Origin of the sequence: Azospirillum brasilense (genome assembly GCF_007827815.1) — a bacterium.
GTDB classification, from domain to species: Bacteria; Pseudomonadota; Alphaproteobacteria; order Azospirillales; family Azospirillaceae; genus Azospirillum; species Azospirillum brasilense_C.
This window is the reverse complement of sequence record NZ_VITH01000004.1, coordinates 411441-430431: the sequence shown is the minus strand read 5'-3', so window position 1 is coordinate 430431 and position 18991 is coordinate 411441. Positions and strand designations below refer to the sequence as shown.

At 71.5% G+C, this 18991-nt stretch carries 17 protein-coding genes; 9 read left to right on the top strand and 8 right to left on the bottom strand.

The genetic code is table 11. The features are described 5' to 3' along the window. Positions 1-292 precede the first annotated feature (292 nt). Positions 293-949: a hypothetical protein gene (locus tag FBZ83_RS11010; protein WP_145682466.1), complete on the bottom strand. Its 657-nt coding sequence runs from the start codon at positions 947-949 to the stop codon at positions 293-295. A gap of 286 nt (positions 950-1235) precedes the next feature. On the opposite strand from FBZ83_RS11010, the gene FBZ83_RS11005 reads away from it, so the two are divergent. From FBZ83_RS11005 to FBZ83_RS10990, 4 genes are all read left to right on the top strand, one after another. Continuing rightward, on the top strand, positions 1236-2912 hold the full coding sequence (locus FBZ83_RS11005; protein ID WP_186466035.1) for an ATP-binding protein: 1677 nt from the start codon (positions 1236-1238) through the stop codon (positions 2910-2912). 67 nt (positions 2913-2979) lie between these two features. Then, the gene (locus tag FBZ83_RS11000; protein ID WP_145682464.1) at positions 2980-4017 is read left to right on the top strand and encodes an amidoligase family protein; all 1038 of its coding nucleotides are present in this window, start codon (positions 2980-2982) and stop codon (positions 4015-4017) included. 10 nt (positions 4018-4027) lie between these two features. Further along, positions 4028-4741, top strand: coding sequence for a gamma-glutamyl-gamma-aminobutyrate hydrolase family protein (locus FBZ83_RS10995; protein ID WP_145677111.1), 714 nt, complete (start codon positions 4028-4030; stop codon positions 4739-4741). A 127-nt stretch (positions 4742-4868) separates the two neighbouring features. Further along, positions 4869-7199, top strand: a complete 2331-nt coding sequence (locus tag FBZ83_RS10990) for a sensor histidine kinase (protein ID WP_186466034.1) — start codon at positions 4869-4871, stop codon at positions 7197-7199. Positions 7200-7256: 57 nt separating this feature from the next. On the opposite strand, the gene FBZ83_RS10985 is transcribed toward FBZ83_RS10990, so the two are convergent. Further along, on the bottom strand, positions 7257-7679 hold the full coding sequence (locus tag FBZ83_RS10985) for a hypothetical protein (RefSeq protein ID WP_145682462.1): 423 nt from the start codon (positions 7677-7679) through the stop codon (positions 7257-7259). A gap of 303 nt (positions 7680-7982) precedes the next feature. Here FBZ83_RS10985 and FBZ83_RS32465 point away from each other — a divergent pair, with 303 nt between their 5' ends. Further along, positions 7983-9581, top strand: a complete 1599-nt coding sequence (locus FBZ83_RS32465; RefSeq protein WP_145682461.1) for a phospholipase D-like domain-containing protein — start codon at positions 7983-7985, stop codon at positions 9579-9581. A 21-nt stretch (positions 9582-9602) separates the two neighbouring features. Here the strand turns inward: FBZ83_RS32465 and FBZ83_RS10975 are convergent, their stop codons facing one another. The 4 genes from FBZ83_RS10975 to FBZ83_RS10960 form a co-directional block, all read right to left on the bottom strand. Beyond that, on the bottom strand, positions 9603-10910 hold the full coding sequence (locus FBZ83_RS10975; protein WP_247888258.1) for a methyl-accepting chemotaxis protein: 1308 nt from the start codon (positions 10908-10910) through the stop codon (positions 9603-9605). A 274-nt stretch (positions 10911-11184) separates the two neighbouring features. Next, positions 11185-11955, bottom strand: a complete 771-nt coding sequence (locus FBZ83_RS10970; RefSeq protein WP_145682519.1) for an OmpA family protein — start codon at positions 11953-11955, stop codon at positions 11185-11187. Next, positions 11955-12416, bottom strand: a complete 462-nt coding sequence (locus FBZ83_RS10965; protein WP_145682460.1) for a DUF4398 domain-containing protein — start codon at positions 12414-12416, stop codon at positions 11955-11957. Before FBZ83_RS10965 ends, FBZ83_RS10970 begins: the two co-directional genes overlap by 1 nt. Positions 12417-12645: 229 nt before the next feature. Next, entirely contained in the window at positions 12646-13173 is a 528-nt protein-coding gene (locus FBZ83_RS10960) for a hypothetical protein (protein ID WP_145682459.1), read from the bottom strand. A 219-nt stretch (positions 13174-13392) separates the two neighbouring features. On the opposite strand from FBZ83_RS10960, the gene FBZ83_RS10955 reads away from it, so the two are divergent. Next, complete coding sequence (locus FBZ83_RS10955) at positions 13393-14058, top strand: NnrU family protein (RefSeq protein ID WP_145682458.1); 666 nt, start codon at positions 13393-13395, stop codon at positions 14056-14058. Positions 14059-14123: 65 nt separating this feature from the next. Next, the gene (locus FBZ83_RS10950) at positions 14124-14393 is read left to right on the top strand and encodes a DUF2934 domain-containing protein (RefSeq protein WP_145682457.1); all 270 of its coding nucleotides are present in this window, start codon (positions 14124-14126) and stop codon (positions 14391-14393) included. 60 nt (positions 14394-14453) lie between these two features. Here FBZ83_RS10950 and FBZ83_RS10945 read toward each other — a convergent pair whose 3' ends face one another. Further along, entirely contained in the window at positions 14454-15191 is a 738-nt protein-coding gene (locus FBZ83_RS10945) for a hypothetical protein (RefSeq protein ID WP_247888257.1), read from the bottom strand. Positions 15192-15225: 34 nt separating this feature from the next. Then, on the bottom strand, positions 15226-16326 hold the full coding sequence (locus FBZ83_RS10940; protein ID WP_145682456.1) for a Do family serine endopeptidase: 1101 nt from the start codon (positions 16324-16326) through the stop codon (positions 15226-15228). 407 nt (positions 16327-16733) lie between these two features. Here FBZ83_RS10940 and FBZ83_RS10935 point away from each other — a divergent pair, with 407 nt between their 5' ends. Then, positions 16734-17705, top strand: coding sequence for a protein phosphatase CheZ (locus FBZ83_RS10935; RefSeq protein ID WP_145682455.1), 972 nt, complete (start codon positions 16734-16736; stop codon positions 17703-17705). A 43-nt stretch (positions 17706-17748) separates the two neighbouring features. Then, positions 17749-18987, top strand: a complete 1239-nt coding sequence (locus FBZ83_RS10930) for a pentapeptide repeat-containing protein (RefSeq protein ID WP_247888256.1) — start codon at positions 17749-17751, stop codon at positions 18985-18987. Positions 18988-18991: the final 4 nt, after the last annotated feature.

The window sequence follows — 18991 nt, the reverse complement described above, 5'->3', positions numbered from 1 at the left end:
TCGCCTGTGTTCCGAATAACCTTTGCATGGTTAAATCGCAGTTAATGGTCAGGATTTATTTTCTTACAGATTGGCAACCTGCGGGATTTCTGCTGGAAATAAAGGGGTAGGTGGGGTGGGTGTGTCAAAGATTTACTTCTGAATTTCTCCTAAAATTTTTGGATCTTCAGCATCGAAGGAGGTAATCACCACCACTTTTGACGGTCGGATCCGGAAGGCGGTCATTCTGGGGCCGCACCGGACGCCGCGCCCCGCCATCGTGGGGAACGGGCGCCCGGCGCTCCGCGGCAACTCAGGCCAACAGGTCGACGCCCTGCGAGCCGCGCGGCGCCAGGGACGAGAAGGTCTTCTGCGCGCCGGTCAGGTCGCCCGACTGAAGCGCGCTGTTCATGCTTTGCAAAGCCGTCTTGAACAGCTCGGCGACCGATGTCGAGGAGGAGGATGTCGACGAGGAGGACGATGAGCCGCCGTCCGACGCCTCCTTTAGAAAGGACAGCAGCGACGAGACGGAGTCCTGCGCTCCCGGCAGGTCGCCCGATTGCAGCGACTGCGACAGGCTGCCCATGGCGTCCTTCATCGCGTCCGGCGGGCCACCGGCACCGCCCGGCGGCGGGCCCGGAGGCGGGCCGCCCGCGCCGCCCTGTCCACCGGCGCCCTTCGGGCCGTTCGCCGCGAAGGCCTGCTGGACCTGGGTGACGTCGCCGGTCTGCAGCGCTTCGCCCACGGCGGTCAGCATCTTGGTAAGGGGGGAGTTGGCGTCGGACGCCGAACCGCTCCCGCTTTGCAGCTTGGACAGGGACTCGTAGGCGCTCTGAATCGAATCGAGGTCGCCGGATGTGACGGCGTCCTTCAACTGGTGCAGGCCCTCGCGCACCTCCTTGCCCGGTCCGGTGGGCCTCTGCTGGGCGATGCCGGACGCGGCCGATGACGTCACGCTCGAAATGGACATGGCGGTCTCCTTCGTCCCGCGCCGTTCCGCGCCGTGCAGGCGGAGTTCGGCTTGTACGGGTCGGGTTGCGGATGTCGGATTGGACGCGCCCCGGCCGCGACTCCTGCGCGGCGGCCGGGAAATATTTCTCCGTATCTCTCCCGGGAGGAGGTACCCTGGGTCGATGGACTCTCGTTGCGCAACCTTTGGTAAATGCGGGGTGCCTGACCCTTCCGAACCGGATCGCCCGCTTCCTGTGGAGGGGGAGCGTGCTACAGTGCAGGCCCCGCCGTTCCGGAAGACCCGTTTGCCGTCGAAGATCCACCACCGTCCGCTGGTCCTTCTCGTGTTGGCCGCGCTGCTGCCGCTGGTTGTCCTGTCCGCAGGTCTGGGCGGCGCGTGGCTGCGCGGGCAGCAGAGCGCGATGGAGGCCAACGCCGTAGCGCTGGTGGACCGGCTGTCGGCCCTGGTGGACCGGGAGCTGTCGGCGCAGATCGACGCGCTGAAGGCGGTGGCGGCGTCGCCCCTGCTGGACGGTCTGGCCACGGGCCGCGACGTCGATGCCGTGACCTTCTTCGAATACGCCGAGCGGGTGCAGGGCGCGCTTCCCCTATGGTCGACCATCGTCCTCAGCGACGTCGAAGGGAATCGGCTGGTCGACGCCCCCTTCCTGGTCGGCGGTGTCCGGGGCAGGGTGCTGGACATCGACAGCCACCGGCGCGTGGTGGAGACGGGCAAGCCGGCGGTCGGCACGATCCTGCGCGGCCCGCGCGGCGCCTACGCCTTCCCCATCCGCGTTCCGGTGACGCGCAACGGCGCGCCGGTCGCCGTCCTGTCGGCGGTGGTGATGCCGGAGGGCTTCCAGAGCCTGCTGTTTGGCAACCGCCTGCCGCCGGGCTGGATCGCCGCGGTCATCGACGCCGAGGGACGTCTGGTGGCACGGGCCGGCGGTGAGCCGGACATGATCGGGCGCCACGCCAGTGAAAACGCGCTTCGCGCCCGCCGCACCGCCGACAGCGGCGTTTACGACGGAATGACCCTGGAGGGCGCTCCGACGGTGGTCGCCTTCCGCACGCTGCCCGACTATGGGTGGTCGGTCCATTTCGCCATCCCGCAGGACGTCTACCGGGCGCCGGTCTCCAACGCGGTCTGGCTGGTCGGGGTGGGGGCGCTGGCCAGCCTGACGCTGGCCGGCGCCTTCCTGTGGCTTCTCGCCCGCGAGTTGCGGCTGCGCCGCCGCCAGGAGACGGCGCGGGAGGAAAGCCTGCGGCTGGAGGCCCTGGGCCGGATGACCGGCGGCGTCGCCCACGACATCGCCAACCTGCTGACCGTCGTGAAGAGCGGCATCGCCGCCATCCGCAGCCGCCCCAACGATCCGGAGCGCATCGCCCGCGTGCTGCCCGAGATCGAGGGGGCGGTGACGCGCGGGCAGGCGCTGATGCGGCAGATGGCCGCCTTCGGCCGGCGCAGCGTCTACGAGCCGGTGCCCTTCCGCCTCCAGGACCGCAAGGCGTCGCTGGAGGCCCTGCTGGCGCGCTCCGCCGGCAGCGCGGTGGACACCGCCCTGATCGTTCCGGACGATCTCTGGTCCATCCTGGCCGATCCCGAGGCCATGGAGGTGGCGCTGCTCAATCTGGCGGTGAACGCCCGCGACGCCATGCCGGACGGCGGCACGCTGACCATCCTGGCGGAGAACCGCGGCCTGCCGGGGCGGCGGGGCGACGACACCGGGCTGACCGGCGATTTCGTGGCACTGGCCGTCCGCGACACCGGGACCGGCGTCCCGCCGGAGCATCTGCGCCGGATCTTCGAACCCTTCTTCACCACCAAGCCGGAGGGCAAGGGCACCGGGCTGGGACTCAGCCAGGTCTTCGGCTTTGCCCGGCAGTCGGGCGGGACGGTCACGGTGACCAGCACGGTCGGGGCCGGCACCACCGTGACGCTCTACCTGCCGAGGGCGCGGGCGGGCGACTCCCCCGGCTGAGACGGTCCGGGGGGCCGATGCGGCGGCGCGGGAACCGCCGTGCCGCGCGCCGTGTTGAACGGGCGCCATGAACACCGCATTCCGCACGCCCCCCCATCCCACCACGACGGACGGCGCCCCGCGCACCGTCGGCGTGGAGGTCGAGTTCGCCAATCTCGACGCCCCGTCGGCGGCGGCGGTGGTGCGCCGCCTCTACGGCGGCGCGCTGGAGCCGGAGAGCCCGCACCGCTGCCGGGTGACCGGCACGCGGCTGGGCGACTTCGCGGTGGAACTGGACATGCGCTCCGCGCATCCGGGCAAGGCGCCGGACAAGGTGGAGGCCAGCAAGGCGGAGGAGGGCGAGGCCGGCCCAACGGACAAGGGACTGGGCAAGGCGGTCGGCAAGGCGGTGGACGGCGTGGTCGAGGCGCTGCGGCCCTGGTGGGGCAACATCGGCAGCCTCGTCATGCCCTTCGAGATCGCCGCCCCGCCCGTCCCGATCGCCCGGCTGGCCGAGCTGGAGCCGCTGTTTTCCGCCTTGAGCGACCAGGGCGCCGCCGGTACCGACGCCAGCCCGCTGTTCGCCTTTGGCCTGCACCTGAACCCGCAGGTGGCGCGCACCGACGGGGACTATGTGCTGGACCATCTGAAGGCCTTCCTGCTGCTGGCCCCCTGGCTGCGCCGCGAGATCCGCGTGGACCCGACCCGGCGTCTGACCGGTTTCATCGCCGCCTTCCCGGTGGACTACGCGGTGAAGGTCGTCGATCCCGCCTACCGTCCCGACCTCGACGGGCTGATCGGCGATTATCTGGAGGCCAACCCGACCCGCAACCGCGAGCTGGACCTGTTCCCGCTGTTCGCCCATCTCGCCCCGCAGACGATGGCCGCCAAGCTGGCCGACCCGCATGTGCGGCCCCGCCCGACCTTCCACTACCGCTTGCCGAACGCCCGGCTGGGCGATCCGGACTGGCGTCTGGCCCAGGACTGGAACCGCTGGGTGGCGGTGGAGGAACTGGCGGCCGACCGCGGCCGGCTCGACGCCCTGGGGACGGACTTCCGCGCTTTCGCCGCGCGCAAGGCGCTGGACGACTGGGCCGCCGAGGCGGGCCGGCGGCTCGCCGTCTGAGGGCGAGGGCATGGCCGCCTTCATCGCACGGGGACGTCCCCTGATCGGAGTCACCGCGTCGGTGCACGGCAGCCGCATCGCCTGGTGGGCGAACCGTCTGGCGCTGCGCCGGGCCGGGGCGCGGGCGGTGCGCATCACGGCGCGCGACCCCTTTCCCATCGAGCGGCTGGACGGTCTGGTGGTTGGCGGCGGCGACGACATCGACGCCGCCCTCTACGGCGAGACCGCCCGTCCGAAGATGCGCATCGACCCGGAGCGCGACCGGCTGGAGCTGTGCGCGCTGGACGGCGCGGCGGCGCGGCGGTTGCCCGTTCTGGGCATATGCCGGGGCTCGCAAATGATCAACGTGCACCGCGGCGGCTCGCTGATCACCGACATCCACGAGGTCTACGAGGAGGCGCCGCGGCTGCGCACGGTCCTGCCGCGCAAGCGCATCCGCATCGATCCGCGCAGCCACCTCTACCGCATCCTGGGCATCGCCGAATGCCGGGTGAACGCGCTGCACCATCAAGCGGTGGACCGGCTGGGCGACGGGCTGCGCGTGGTGGCGCGCGAGACGGTGGGGATCGTCCAGGGGATCGAGGCGGTCCATCACCCCTTCCTGATCGGGGTGCAGTGGCATCCCGAATATCTGGTCGCCGATCCGCGCCAGCAGGCGCTGTTCCACACGCTGGCCGCCACCGCCGCCGGAACCGCAAGCCTGGAGGACGCCGCGGCCTTGTAACCGCGCCTCACCTGCGCAATCGCTCCTTAACTGTTCGTTGTGCCACCATTTCCCTCGCGCGCGGAAGCGGCTATCCTAACGATCGGGCCTAATGATCGGGCCGCCGCAACGGCGGAGGGGCAAGGGCGTGACGGAGAAACAGACGGGCCGGCGGCTTCGGCTGCACACGGTGACGATGATCACCGCGCTGGCCACGGCGTTTCTGATGGCCGGGCTGACCCTCGGGGTGGGCGGGGCCTTCGTCCGGGTGCTCGACCTTGCCGAAGAAGCGGACCGCGCCATCGTTCCGCAGATCACCCGCCAGCACCAGTACGCCGTCTTCGCCGCCCGCATGGGCCAGCTCGCCGAGGCCGTCCTGCGCTCCCGCTCGCCGGAGGAGCGCGCCGGCGCCCTGGCCGAGGTCGAGGGCGTGTCGCAGCGCTTCGCGGCGGACGCGGCAGCCCCGGAGCTGCTGCAACGGCTCGACACGGCCATCCAGGCGGTGCGCCGCACCGCGGAGCGGGCCGACGCCATCGACGCCCTGGCCGCCCAGGCCGTCGCCCTGCAGCGCAAGGGGGACGAGGCGTTCCTGAGCCTGCTGCGCTCCGGCGCCCCCCTGGCGGTGCAGGAGCCCTACCACCGCGCGCTGGAGGCGCTGGCCGCGGGGGTGACCGCGACCGACACGGAGCAGCTCGCCGTCGAGGTCGCCCGCTTCCACGAGCACGCCGCCGCGGTGGTGAACGCGCTGATCCCGCTGGAGGCGGGAGAGCGGGCGCCGCTCGCCCGCACCGCGCGCGACCTCGACGGGCTGGGCGCGCTGTTCACCCTGCGCCGGACCATCCTGTCCGAAGCGGGCTTGATGGGGCTGGAGACGGAGATCGCCCACGGCGTGCTGAACGACCTCAGCGGCAGCCTGACCGACGCCGCCGCGACCAACACGCGGCGCATCGCCGACACGCTGACCGACCAGGCGCGCAGCGGCCTGTGGATCGTTCTGGTCGGGCTGGGCATCGCCTCGGCGGTGCAGACGGTGCTTTACGTGCTGCTGCGGGTCCATGTGGTCCGCCCGATCCGCCGCGCCTCGCAGGCGCTGGCCATGGTGCAGAAGGAGCGCCGCACCGTCCGCCTGCCGCCGGCCCTGTTCGCGGAGCTTCAGGCCATCTCCACCAGCGTCGAGCGGTTCGGCACGGCCCTGGTGGAGACCCACGCCTACGCCGAGGCGCTGAAGGCGGGGGAGGAGCGGATGCGCGCGATCCTGGCGGCCTCGCCCTTTCCCATCGTGATCGCCCGGCGGTCGGACGACGCCGTCCTGTTCGCCAACCCCCAGGCCGAGGCGCTGTTCGGGACCGAGGGATCGCGGCTGGCGCTGACCCGCAACGCGCGCTTCTTCCTCCACCCCTCCGACGCCGCCCGGCTGTCCCGTCTGGTCGCCGAGCAGGGGGCGGCGAGCGACCTGGAGATGGAGATGCGCACCGCCGCGGGCCGGCCCTTCTGGGCGATGATCTCCGCCGTGGAGATCCACGACGTGGACGAGCCGGCCATCCTCATCGCCGTCAACGACATCACCCTGCGCAAGCGCTCGGAGGAGGAGACGGAGGCCGCCAAGCAGCGCGCCGAGGGCGCCCTGGCCGACCTGCGCGACACCCAGGCCCACCTGATCCAGGCGGAGAAGATGGCCTCGCTCGGCGGAATGGTCGCGGGGGTGGCGCACGAGGTGAACACGCCGGTGGGCATCGCCCTGACCGGCATCACCCATCTGGCCGACCAGACCCGCAAGGTGGTCCGCGGGGTCGAGGCCAACACGCTGCGCCGCGCCGACTTCACCGGCTACCTGACCACCGCGGGGGAGGCCTGCCGGCTGATCGAGAGCAACCTGAACCGCGCCGCCGAACTGATCCAGAGCTTCAAGCAGACCGCCGTGGACCAGACCAGCGAGGAGCGGCGCCGCGTCGATCTGGCCGCTTATCTGGACGATGTGCTGACCAGCCTGCGCCCGCGGCTGAAGCAGACCCCCCACCGGGTGGAGGTGGATTGCCCGACCGGGCTGTGGGTTGACAGCTACCCCGGCGCGCTGTTCCAGGTCCTGACCAACCTGACCATGAACGCCGTGATCCACGCCTATCCGGACGGTCGGGCGGGCACGCTGACCATCGCCGTGACCCGCCCCAACCCGCAGGAGGTCGAACTGCGCTTCGCCGACGACGGCTGCGGGATTCCCGCCGCGAATCTCGGGCGCGTCTTCGACCCCTTCTTCACGACGCGGCGCGGCGAGGGGGGGAGCGGGCTCGGCCTGCACATCGTCTACAACATCGTGACCACCCGCCTGCGCGGCAGCATCCGCGTGGACAGCCGCGACAGTGGCCGGGAGGGCGGCCAGGGGAAGGGGGGCACCTGCTTCGTCCTGCGCTTCCCCGCCAAGGCTCCCTCCGCGGTGGACAGCGGCGAACCGGCTACGATCCGGCCGGAACCCGCGGTCTGAAACGAAAAAGGCACGCCGGAGACTCCGGCGCGCCCTTCGCTGCAAAGCTTGAAGGCCTTACTTGCTGCCGTCCGGGCCGCAGTTCGGGGTGCCCGGCGGGCAGTGGGTGCCGGTCGCGGTCTGGTTGTCGCGGGCCGGGTTGCTGCTGGTGGCGCTGCCCATGCCCGACGGTACCGTGGTCTGGCCCTGCCAGGTGCCGCCCGACGAACCGCTGCCCATGGTGCCGTTGCCCATGGTGCTGCCTGACGAACCGGGCATGGTGGTCCCCGGCATGGTGTTCATGGTGCCGGACGAGCCGGCGGTGCCCGGGGTGGTGACGCTGCCCGGAGTGGAGCCCGGGCCGGAGGTGCTCAGGCCGGTCGACGGCGACGTGGTGGTGCTGGGGACGGTCGGGCTCACGGAGGTGCCGCCCGACTGGGCGACGGCGGAGCCGGCCATCAGCGCGAGGGCCGACGCGGCGGCGATCAACAGGGTACGCATCCTCATCTCTCCATCTGGTGGCGGCGCCCTTTGGCCGGGCGCCCTCCTGGCGGGGGTTCGGTCCGGCGCCCTGCGGCGCGCCCGTCCCCCATTCGCCCATCCCCAACAGGAGGCCCGGCGCATCGTTGCAGCAAAACCGAAGGCCCATTCCGATCTTTTGGCGAACCGCCCGCCGTCCGGGCGTTCCGTCCGCCGCCATCCGGAAGCGGCCGCCGGGCGATTCCGGAGCAGCCGGCCGCCTTGCGGAACAGGCCGCCGCCGGAAGAGTTGACGCAAGCACCGTTACGGCACGTCGAGGCAGGAATGAGCGAACATCGGGATGCGGCTGACCTTGCCGGGACGCGGCCCATCCTGCGCCCCGGCGCCACCTGCTGGCGGAGCGAGCGGGCGGACCGGGTGGCGGTGCTGGTCGACGGCGCCGCCTTCTTCGCGGCGGTGCGCGCCGCCCTGCTGCGGGCGCGGCGGTCGGTGATCCTGCTCGGCTGGGACATCGATCCGCGGATGCGCCTCGACCCCCACGACCCGGAAACGCTGGGCGATTTCCTCGCCCGCCTGATCCGCCGCCGCCCGTCGCTGCAGATCCACGCGCTGAAATGGGACATGCCGTTCCCGATCTCGCTGGAGCACCCGCACGGGCCGCTGGAGCGGCTGAACCGGCGCACCGGCCCGCGGCTGACGCTGGAGTTGGACGACGCCCTGCCGGTGGGCGCGGCGCAGCACCAGAAGCTGGTGGTGGTCGACGACGCGCTGGCCTTCTGCGGCGGCATCGATCTGGCCGGCGACCGCTGGGACACGCCCGAGCATCTGGACAACGACCCGCGCCGCCGCTGGCCGACCGGGGAACTGCACGCGCCGCGCCACGACGTGATGATGGCGGTGGACGGACCCGCCGCCCGTGCGCTGGGGGTGATGGCGCGCGAGCGCTGGAGCCACGCCACCGGGCAGGCGCTGCCGCCCCCGCCGCCGGAGGGCTTCCTCGCGGCCGGCGCCGATCCCTGGCCGGAGGGGCTGCACCCGCTGATCACCGACGCGGATGTGGGCATCGCCCGCACGCTCCCCGACTGTCTGGTCGGCCGTCCGGTGCGCGAGAACGAGGCGCTGACCTTCGCCGCCATCGCCGAGGCGCGCCACAGCATCTATCTGGAGAACCAGTATTTCGCCTCCTTCCGCGTGGCCGAGGCGCTGGCCCGGCGGCTGCGCGAGCCGGACGGGCCGGAGGTGGTCGTCGTCGTCCCCATGGAAAGCCCGAGCTGGTTCGACCGCATGGCCATGGACACGCCGCGCGGCGTGGTGCTTCAGGAACTGCGCGCCGCCGACCGCCACGGCCGCCTGCGCGCCATGACCCCGCTGACCGAGGGGGGCAACGGCATCGTCGTGCATTCCAAGCTGATGGTGGTGGACGACCGGCTGCTGCGCATCGGGTCGAGCAACCTGAACAACCGCTCCATGGGCTACGACACGGAATGCGATCTGGCGGTGGAGTCGCCGCCGGGCGACCGCAGCGCCGCCGCCCGCAGCACTGCCAACGCCATCGGGGCGGTGCGCAACCGCCTGCTGGCCGAGCATATGGGGGTGGACCCGTCGGAGATGACCGCCGCCGTCCGCGCCACGGGCAGCGTCGTGGCGGCCATCGACCGGCTGAACAAGCCGTCCGGACGCCGGCTGGCGCCGCTGCCCGACACCGACCCCGGCCTGACCGAGCAGGCCTTCGCCGCCTTGCGCATCGCCGACCCCGACCGCCCGGAGGAGGCTTGGGCGGTGTGGAAACGCATGCCGCCGGCCCCGGCGCCGGCCCGCTCCCTGACCCGCGCGGTGGGGGCGGCGCTGTTCACCGCCGGGGCGATCGCCGGGGTTTACGCCGTGGCGTTGGCGATGGTCGAGACCGACCGCGGCGGCCGCTGACCGGCCTGCCGCGAGCTGCCGTCAAGCGGCCCGTCTGCGGACGTTGGACAGGCCGCGCAGATTCTCCTCCAGCCCGTTCAGCCGCGCCAGCCCGCCGCTGATCGCGTCCAGCTCCCGCCGCAGCCCCTCGGGCACGCGCAGGTCGCCGGCGAAGCCGGTCAGGGTGTCGGCCAGGGTGTCGCCCAGCCGGTCCAGCTCGCCCATCAGGTGCCGTTCGTGCCCGGCGACGTCCTGTTGGCCGGTGCTGAGGCTTTGCAGGCGGGCGGCCAGATCGGACAGCAGCGCGTGCTCGGCGGCCACCTTGGCCTGGGCGTCCTGCCCGGCGATCTGCTGGGCGATCGCCTGCTGCATGCGGTCGATGCCCTTCTGGATCACCTGGATGGCCTCGTTCGACTGGCGGGCCAGATCGCGCACCTCGTTCGCCACCACGCGGAAGCCGTGGCCGTACTCCCCGGCCCGCGTCGCCTCGATGGCGGCGTTCAGCGCCAGCATGTTGGTGGCGGACATGATGCGGGTGATGGCGTTGACCGAATCCTCCAGCGCGCGGGATTCCGCGACGATCTGCTCGAACCGCGTCAGGTCGGAGGTCGCCTCGGCCCGGCGGCGGTCGAGATGCTCCTGGAGGTTGGCGAGAAGCGCACGGTTCTCCGTCGCGCAACGCTGGGCGTCGTCGTGGCGGCCGGCGATCTGCACCTCGCTGTCGCGGATGAAGCCGACCAGGGCGGCCACCGCGTCCTCCGTGTCGGACAGGCGGGCGCGCAAAGTCTGCACCTCCCGCTCCGCCTGGTCGAGCGCCGCGCCGACGCGGGCCTTGGCCGCGTCCACCGCCTGCGGCACCTCGGCGATGGCGCGTTCCGCCTCCAGTGGGATGCCCTGGGGGCGGCGCGCGAAGGCCAGACGGGCGGCGCACAGGCTGCCGAACTCGTCCAGCGGGCCATCCATGCCGTTGTCGCTCAGCAGGCGCCGCCACTCCTCGGAATCCCGGTGCAGGGTGACGAACAGGCGGTTGGCCTCGTCCGTCGTCAGCGTCTCGCCGTCGAAGGTCAGATGCTCGTGCGGGATGAAGTTGAACAGCGAGGTGACCATGGTCCGCCGCGTCTCCAGCACCCAGTACTGCACGACCATCACCACCATGATGGTGACGATCATGCCGAGCGCCGCGGCCGGCCCCTCCGGCACGCCGAACCGGTGCAGCGTGGCGTTCCACAGCGGGTTGAGGAGAACCACCACCACGATCACCGGAAGGCCGATGATGAGGAGAAGCAGAGCCTGCGCCTTCAAAAATCCCCTGCTGAGCATCGCTCCCTCGTCACCTTGTCCAGTGGTCATTCCGAATCCCCGCGCAATCAAAAGGACGCGATGGTCCCTCATGTTCGCGCATCGTAAAACCACACACCGTAAAAGGTAAAGAAGCATTGATTTTGCCTAGCATTCGAGACAAATTTTTTGAATGGCCGCGCTTCCGGTGCAGAGGTGGAGCGGGACGGGCAAGTCGGGGCGGGAAAAACAGCCGAAAATCGGGCCGGAATCGAAGCGGGCGAGCCGTTTCCGGCCCGCCCGTTCCATGTCACCCACACGCTGCGTCAAATGGCAGCACGACACGTCAGGAGCGCGTCTCCGCCACCGAGCCTGGCTCGGAGATCACGATGTCGACGCGGCGGTTCTGCTGTCGTCCCGACTCCGTGCTGTTGGAGGCGACCGGCTGGGCCGACCCCAGCCCCTGCGCGGCGATGCGGCTGGGGTTGACGCCGCGCGCGGTCAGCGCGTCGCGCACCGCCATGGCCCGCTCCTCCGACAGGCGCAGGTTGGTGGCCGACGAACCGGTGGTGTCGGTGTAGCCCTCGATCCGCACGGTCCGTTCCGGGTTGCGCTGCAGGAAGCTGGCGAGTTCGCTCAGACGCGCGTCGGCGCCCGGAGTCAGGCGGGCGCTGCCGGTGGCGAACAGCACATCGCCCAGCGACATCACCAGACCGCGTTCCGTCCGCTCCGCCTGGAGGGCGCGGATCTGGTCCTGGAGGCGGTAGGTCTCGGCGTTGGCGACGACCTGCTGCGCGCCCTTCATCGCCGCCACGTCCTGGGCGATCTGGATCTGCCGGTTGGCGAGATAGGCCTGATGGTCCATCTCCGCGGTGTTGCCGTCGCTGCGCGCCCGCTCGCCGCGCTGCAGCGCCTCTTCGGCGCGGCGCAGCTCCAGCGTGGCGTTGCTGGCCAGCTGCGGGTTGGCGGCGGCGCTGGAATAGGACTGGCGCGCCTGGGCCAGGGCCGGGGTGTCGTCCGGGGTGGCGCAGGCGCCGAGCGACAGGGCGACGACGCCCAGCGACGCCAGGGCCAGGCTTTTCCTCATCGTCCAAGTCTTCTTGTCGGTGGTGTGCATCACGGCGTGCCCTCCAGCGTGCGCGGGGAATCCCAGGTCGAGGTCCCGCTCATGCCCGACGGGGCCAGGGGAGCGGCGGCGGAGGCGGCGGGCGCCCGGCCCGGCACACCGCTGTTGGGCACACCGCTGTTGGGATTCGCGAGCGTGCGGACCGCGCTGGCGGCCTGCTGCGCCGTCGCCCGCTGCGAGCGCACGGTGGCGAGTTCGGCGTCGGCCTGCGCCTGCTCGGCGAGGCGGCGGGCCTTGGTCCGCTCGTCCTCGCGCATGGCGGCGTCGGCGGCGGCCAGCTTCTCGCGGGCGGATTGGAACTCCGCGGGGGAATGTTCGAGGGCGCCGGCCCGTTCGGCCTGCTGGATGGCCTGCGCCGACGCGCCGAGCTGGGCGGTCGGCGGCGGCACGCTGCCGGCGCAGGCGGCCAGCCCGAGCGACGCCGACAGGATGGTCGCGGCCCTCCATCCCACCCTGGGCCATCCCAATGTCGAAATGCTGTTGCGGTTCATGCTGCGGCTTCCCGAATGACCGCGGCGCATGGCCGCGGGAGAGTGATCGCCGCTCCAACGCGCCGCCGGGGGGAAGGTTCCTTGTCCGCACATCCGCGCCGGGAAACGCCCCGCCTGCGCACAAAAAGACGGCCGGGGGAGTGCCCCGGCCGCAAGGTCTGCCTGGATGGGAGGGGGAAAGGGAGGGGCTTTACTTCTGGATGCCGGTGACCTGCTGCTGGGCCTTGTTGCCGATGCCGGCGGAGAGGTTGGAGACGGTGCCGAGGTTCTGGTTGAACAGGGCGCCCGGCGCACCGAACTGCATGGCCTTGACCTGCTGCTGGGCGGTGTTGCCGATGCCGACCGCGCTGTTGCTGACGGTGCCGGCGTTGCTGTTGAAGCCGCCCAGAGCGAAGGGCGCCTTCACCCCGCCACCCATCCCGCCGCCCGCCTGCAGGCCGAAGACCTGCTGCTTGGCGGTGTTGCCGACGCCGGCGGCGAGGTTGGAGACGTTGCCCAGGTTGGAGGCGGTGCCGAAGGGCCCGGCCAGCCCGCCGCCCGCCTGGACGCCCATCACCTGCTGCTGCGCCTTGTTCTGGATGCCCGCGGCGGTGTTGGAGATGACGCCCAGGTTGCTGGCGTTGCCGAGCGGGATGCCGCCGGTCATCAGGTCGCCGGCGAAGGCCGGGGCGGAGCAGAGCAGGACGGCGGCGGCGGCGATCAGGGTGGTGCGGCGCATGGTGTGGTTTCCTTCCGGTGTCTGAGAAGTTGGTGTCTGGGGGAGTTGGCTGCCGGTTCCGTCTGCGTCGGGGCCCGGCCTGTCCGATGACCAGACCCTACGCCCCGCCGCCCATCCCCGCTGTGGCCTGCGCCACACCCGGATGCGGTTTGCCTTCACGGTTCCAAGTTTGACGTTCATCAAGACTCCGCCCGGCAAAGCGGTGTTTCCTCGCATCCCATGACCACCGATCTTCTTCTCGCCGCCCTGTTCCTGTTCGCCACCCACGCCGTGCCGTCCTGGCCGGGGGTGCGGCCGTGGCTGATCGCCCGGCTGGGGAGGGGCGGGTTCGTCGCCCTGCATTCGCTGGGCTCGCTGCTGGCGCTCGGGCTGTTCGTCTGGGCCTACCGCGCGGCCGGGGGCGGCGAGCCGCTGTTCCTTCCCGCCGGCTGGGCGGCGCCGCTGGTCGTCGCGCTGATGCCGCTGTCCTTCCTGCTGATCGCCGCCCGCGTCACCAGCAAGGCCGGCGAGCCCGACGCCCCCAACCCGCCGCGGGGCATCTACCGGATCACCCGCTTCCCCGGTTCCATGGGGCTGCTGCTGTGGGCGCTGCTGCACCTGCAAGCCACCGGGGACGGGCGGCGGGTCGTGCTGTTCGTCGCGATGGCGGCCATCGCCCTGTTCGCCATGGTCAAGAACGACTGGCTGCTGCGCCGGAGTGCTGCTGGGCGGGCCTACCGGGCGGAGACCTCCGCGCTGCCCTTCGCCGCCATCCTGGCCGGACGCCAGCGCTTCCGTCCCGGCGAGATCGGCTGGAGCCGCGTCCTGGGCGCGCTGGCCGCCTACGCCGCGATGATCGCGCTGCATCCCTGGCTGTTCGGGGTCAGCCCGCTCTATTGGCTGTAGCGGCACAGCGTGCCGCTCCGCCTGTTGATTGTCTTGAGAGCAGACCGCACAGGAAGGACAGCGCCATGGAGCATCACACCAGCCCCGACGACCCCCGCGTCCGCGAGCGCGCCCGCGCCATCTGGGAACGGGAGGGCCGTCCCGAGGGGCGCCACATCGAGCATTGGCAACAGGCCACCCGCGAGATCGCCGAAGAGGACGCCGTCCCCGGCCCGGACGCCGGTCTGCAGACCCCCGACAGCGCCAGCGAGCGCGCCCTGCACGAGGCCGCCGAGCATCTGCGCGGCGTCGACGCGCACAGCCACCACCGCCAGTCGACGACCATGGAAAGCTGATGGGGGAAAGCTGATCGGGGGAAAGCTGACCGGGGGAAAGCTGATCGGGCAGGCGGCCCGTCAGTCCTCGTCGTCCAGCGACAGCTGGCGGACCTCAAGCCGGGGATCGGGCCGCTGGGAATGGGGCTGCGGCAGCGGGCGGGGCTCCGCCGCCCGGCCCGCGGCGGGAGGCGGCGCAGCGCGCGGCGGGCGCAGCGGCTTGTTCACCGTCCCGCGCGGCCCGATGCTCGGCTCGTCGCCGAAGTCGGGCAGGGGCGGGCAGCGGTCCATCACCGCGCGCATGAGGACGGCGACACGGTCCGTCTGCTTGCGCAGGCCCTGCCCGCGCTCCCCGTCGTAGAGCGGGTCGTCGAGGAACTTGCGGATCTCCATCAGCGCGCGGAACTCCACCCCCACCGTCTCGTGGGTGCCGATGGGCAGCGCCTTGACCCGCGCGAAGGTGTTGAAGAAGCCCAGGCTCTCCTCCACGAACAGGATCACCATGCGGGCGTGCAGGCGTTCCAGCGCGGTGGTCATCGGGCCGATCAGCTCCTCCATCTCCGACGGGGCGGCGTCCAGCCGTTCCTGGGTCACCGCCGCCAGCGAGAAGAAGTCGCGCACCTTGCGGGAGAATTTGCGGTAGCGGCCCATCCCGCCGACCGACACGCGCTCCCGCGCCGCCGCCGCCAGATCCGCGCAGGCCTTCAGCATGTCGTCGAGCCGCATCAGCATGCGGGCGACTTCGCGCTGGCGTTGGGCCGCGCTGACCATGGGGGCGGGCGGGGCCTGCCGGCGGGGAGGGGAGGGGCGGCCGATCATCAGACCATGGTTATCCCGATCCGGTCCGCCGGGTCTAGTTCGCCGTTCGGACGTTCAGCACCCGTTCGCCGCCGCCGCGCAGGACGGTCACCTGAAGCGGCGTGCCGGCCCGCACCAGACCCATGCGGTTGCGGAAGTCGGTGGCGCTGCGCACCGGCCGCCCGTTCACCGCGGTCACCACGTCGCCGCTGCGGAAGCCGGCGCGCTCGGCGGCGGACCCGCGCTCCACCTGGGCGATGACCGCCCCGGCGTCGCCGGCCAGATTCATGCTGTCGGCCAGATCGGGGGTCAGGTCCTGGATGGAGACCCCCAGCCGGCCGCGCCGCACCTCGCCATACTCGACCAGCTGCTCCATCACCGAGCGGACGATGCTGACCGGGACGGCGAAGCCGATGCCGACCGATCCGCCGGCCGGGCCGATGATGGCGGTGTTGATGCCGACCAGCTCGCCGTTGAAGTTGACCAGCGCGCCGCCGGAATTGCCGGGGTTGATGGAGGCGTCGGTCTGGATGAAGTCCTCGTACCCCTCGATCTTCAGCCCGCTGCGGCCAAGCGCCGAGACGATGCCGGAGGTGACCGTCTGGCCCAGCCCGAAGGGGTTGCCGATGGCGACCAGGAAGTCGCCGACCTTGAGCTGGTCCGAATCGCCCCAGGGCAGTGCGGTCAGCTTCTCCGCCTCGATCTTCAGCAGCGCGATGTCGGTCGCCGCGTCCCGCCCGACCAGCTTGGCGCGCAGGCGGCGGCGGTCCTTCAGGGTGACGGCGATCTCCTGCGCGTTCTCCACCACATGGGCGTTGGTGATGACGTAGCCGCGCCGCGCGTCCACGATCACGCCCGACCCGGCGCTGACCTGCGGGCGGGCCTGCTGCTCGGGGACGTTGAAGAAACGGCGGAAGAAGGGGTCGCGCAGCAGCGGGTTCTCGGCCTGCGGCGCCCGCGACAGGACGGCGATGTTGACGACGGCGGGGGTCACCTGCTCCAGCATCGGCGCGATGGTCGTCACCCCGGTGACGCCGGCGGGCAGGGCCGCGGCGGCGGGGGCCGGGCCCGCGCCCGGAACGCCGATCCCCAAAAGCCCGGCCACGCACATCGCCCCCGCAAACCGAAGCGCCGCGAACCGAAGCGTCGTCGTCATCGGCATCTTGTCCCTATTCCAGTTGTTCCGCACCGCGTTGGCGCCGCTGATGTGGGCGAGCGGCACCCGCGGGTCAAGCCTGTGCGCCCTTTGCCCCACCGCTCGGCCAGCGCAGAGGGATGGAGTATAGGGCGAGGGCGGCGACGGGTGAATCCTCCATACCGCCGACCGCCGTCTTTCGCGGCACCGCTCCGGCGGCCGGCTTCTATGCTTGGTTGCATGACGACAGGGTGTGTCATCGCGCGCCGTCCAGGACTTCATTAAGACTTTGTTCAGCGGGATCTGCGAGGACGTATTGTGAAGGATTTGCCTGAAATCCAGGCCATGTCTGGTGTAACCTCAGTTTTCCTAAGACGTGCTTTCCTCCATGGCGGATACTCAACAGCGGCCCGCCGACGGTGACGACGATGAGCGACGTTCCTCTGATGGAACTGACCGAGCATGATTACCTCCAGATGGAGGAGGCGCTGTCGCAGACCGCGCGCGGCCGCGCGTTCCTGCGCATGCGCGACCGACGATCACGCGTGGTCGCGATGGACGAGTTCCATCGGCTGACCGGCGCGCTGGAGCAGCAGATCAACCGGCTGCGCGGGGTGGAACCCGGCGCTCTCCCCCGCCTGACTCCGGGCGGCGGCATGGGGAGCGGCATTGGCGACAATCTGCAGCTTCAGCAGGAGCTGATGTCGATCACCCAGGTGGTGCGCGAGACGCGCAGCGACATCGCCGCGCTGCGCCCCGCCGACACCGGGTCGAACCGCATCGAGGCGGCGACCGGCGAGCTGGACGAGATCGTCGCGGCGACCGAGCGCGCCACCACCGACATCCTGAACGCCACCGAGAAGATCCAGGAGATCACCCAGGGCATCCCGCGCACCGATCCCGACATCGCCGAGATGGTCGACGCCATCGACGCCTGGAGCATCGAGATCATGACCGCCTGCGCCTTCCAGGACATCACCGGTCAGCGCACCACCAAGGTGGTCAACACGCTGCGCTACATCGAGCAGCGCGTGAACACGATGATCGAGATCTGGGGCGTCGACCGCATCGCCACCGCCTCGGAAACCGCGTCGATGGGCGAGGGGGCGTCCCACCGCAAGCTGGGCGACACCCGGCCCGACGCGCATCTGCTGAACGGCCCGCAGCTCGGCGGGCCGGAGGTCAGCCAGGACGACATCGACGCCCTGTTCGACACGCTGGCCACACAGATCCCCCAGGTGCTGGAACGGGCGGAGCCGGCCGAGACGCCTGCCCCGCCCCCGCCGCCCCCTCCGCCGCCCGCCGCGAAGCCGGCCCCGCGTCCCGCGCCCCCGCCGCCCGAACCGTCGGGTGGCGGCAGCGAGATTTCGCAGGCCGACATCGACGCGCTGTTCGCCTGAGGCGCCGATGGCGAACGACGGCTCCCACAAGTCCCGGATACGCTTGAGCCAGGAGCAGCTGGACCGGGTGTGCGAGCGCCATGTCCGCTTCACCGAGGGGCGGCCCAACGGCGCCCGCGCCAACCTGCCCTTCTTCGACCTGACCGGGCTCGACCTGTCGGGCCGCAACCTGACCGGCGCGCACCTGTCCGGCGCCATCCTGCGCGACGCCCGGATGCAGGGCACCATCCTCGACCACGCCGACCTCTACGGCGCGGACCTGCGCGGCGCCGACCTGTCGGAGGCGCGGCTCTACCGCACCGACATGCGCGGCGCCAACGTGCGCGGCGCCATCCTGGACGGCGCCGTGATGGTGGAGGTCGACCTGCGCGACGGCAGCGTCGCCAACCGCAGCGCGTCCGGCGAGCTGAAGGTGATCGGGTTCGAGCCGGGACCGGCGGACATGGCCTCGGCCAAGCTGACCAACGCCGACATGGCGCGGGCCAAGCTGTCGGGCAGCTTCGCGCGGGCGGCCGACTTCACCAACTCCCGCCTGTCCGGCGCGCGGCTCCAGCGCACCGACCTGCGCGACTGCAACTTCTCCGGCGCCGACCTCCAGGGGGCCGACCTGAACGGCGCCGATCTGCGCGGCGCCATCCTGGACGGCGCCAAGGTGTCGGAACTGGACCTCGTCACCTCCATCCGCACCGACGAGGAGGCTGCCGCCGCCGCCGAGGCGCCGCAGCCTTCCCCGGAACCGGACGAGGAGCCGGCGGCCGAGCCCGCCCGCCCGGCGATCGCGGCGGCGGAGATCGAAAGTTTGCTGCACCAGCATCTGCTGTGGCTCGGCACCAGCGGCCAGCAGGGGCGCCAGCTCGATCTGACCGGCCTGAACCTGGACGGGGTGGACCTGTCGGGCAAGGTCCTGACGCTCGCCAAGGGCTCGGGCGTCCGGCTGCGCCACGCCCGGCTGAACGGCGCGCAACTCCAGGCGGCCCAGTTCGACGGCGCCGACCTGCGCTCCGCAGACCTGCGCGGCGCCGACCTGCGCGGCGCCAAGCTGGACCGCGCGATCCTCATCGACGGCTGCCTGGACGGGGCCAATCTGGGGATGCTGCTGATCAGCGCCGGGGCGAAGATGATGCGGGCGTCGCTGGTGCGCGCCCGCATGGCCGGCGCCTCGCTCAGCGCCACGAACATGAAGGGCTGCGACCTGACGCTGGCCGATCTGACCGGCTGCGACCGCAGCAGCGCCATCTTCGACGAGGCCATCCTGGACGGCGCCCGGCTGGGCAACGCTTAGGGTT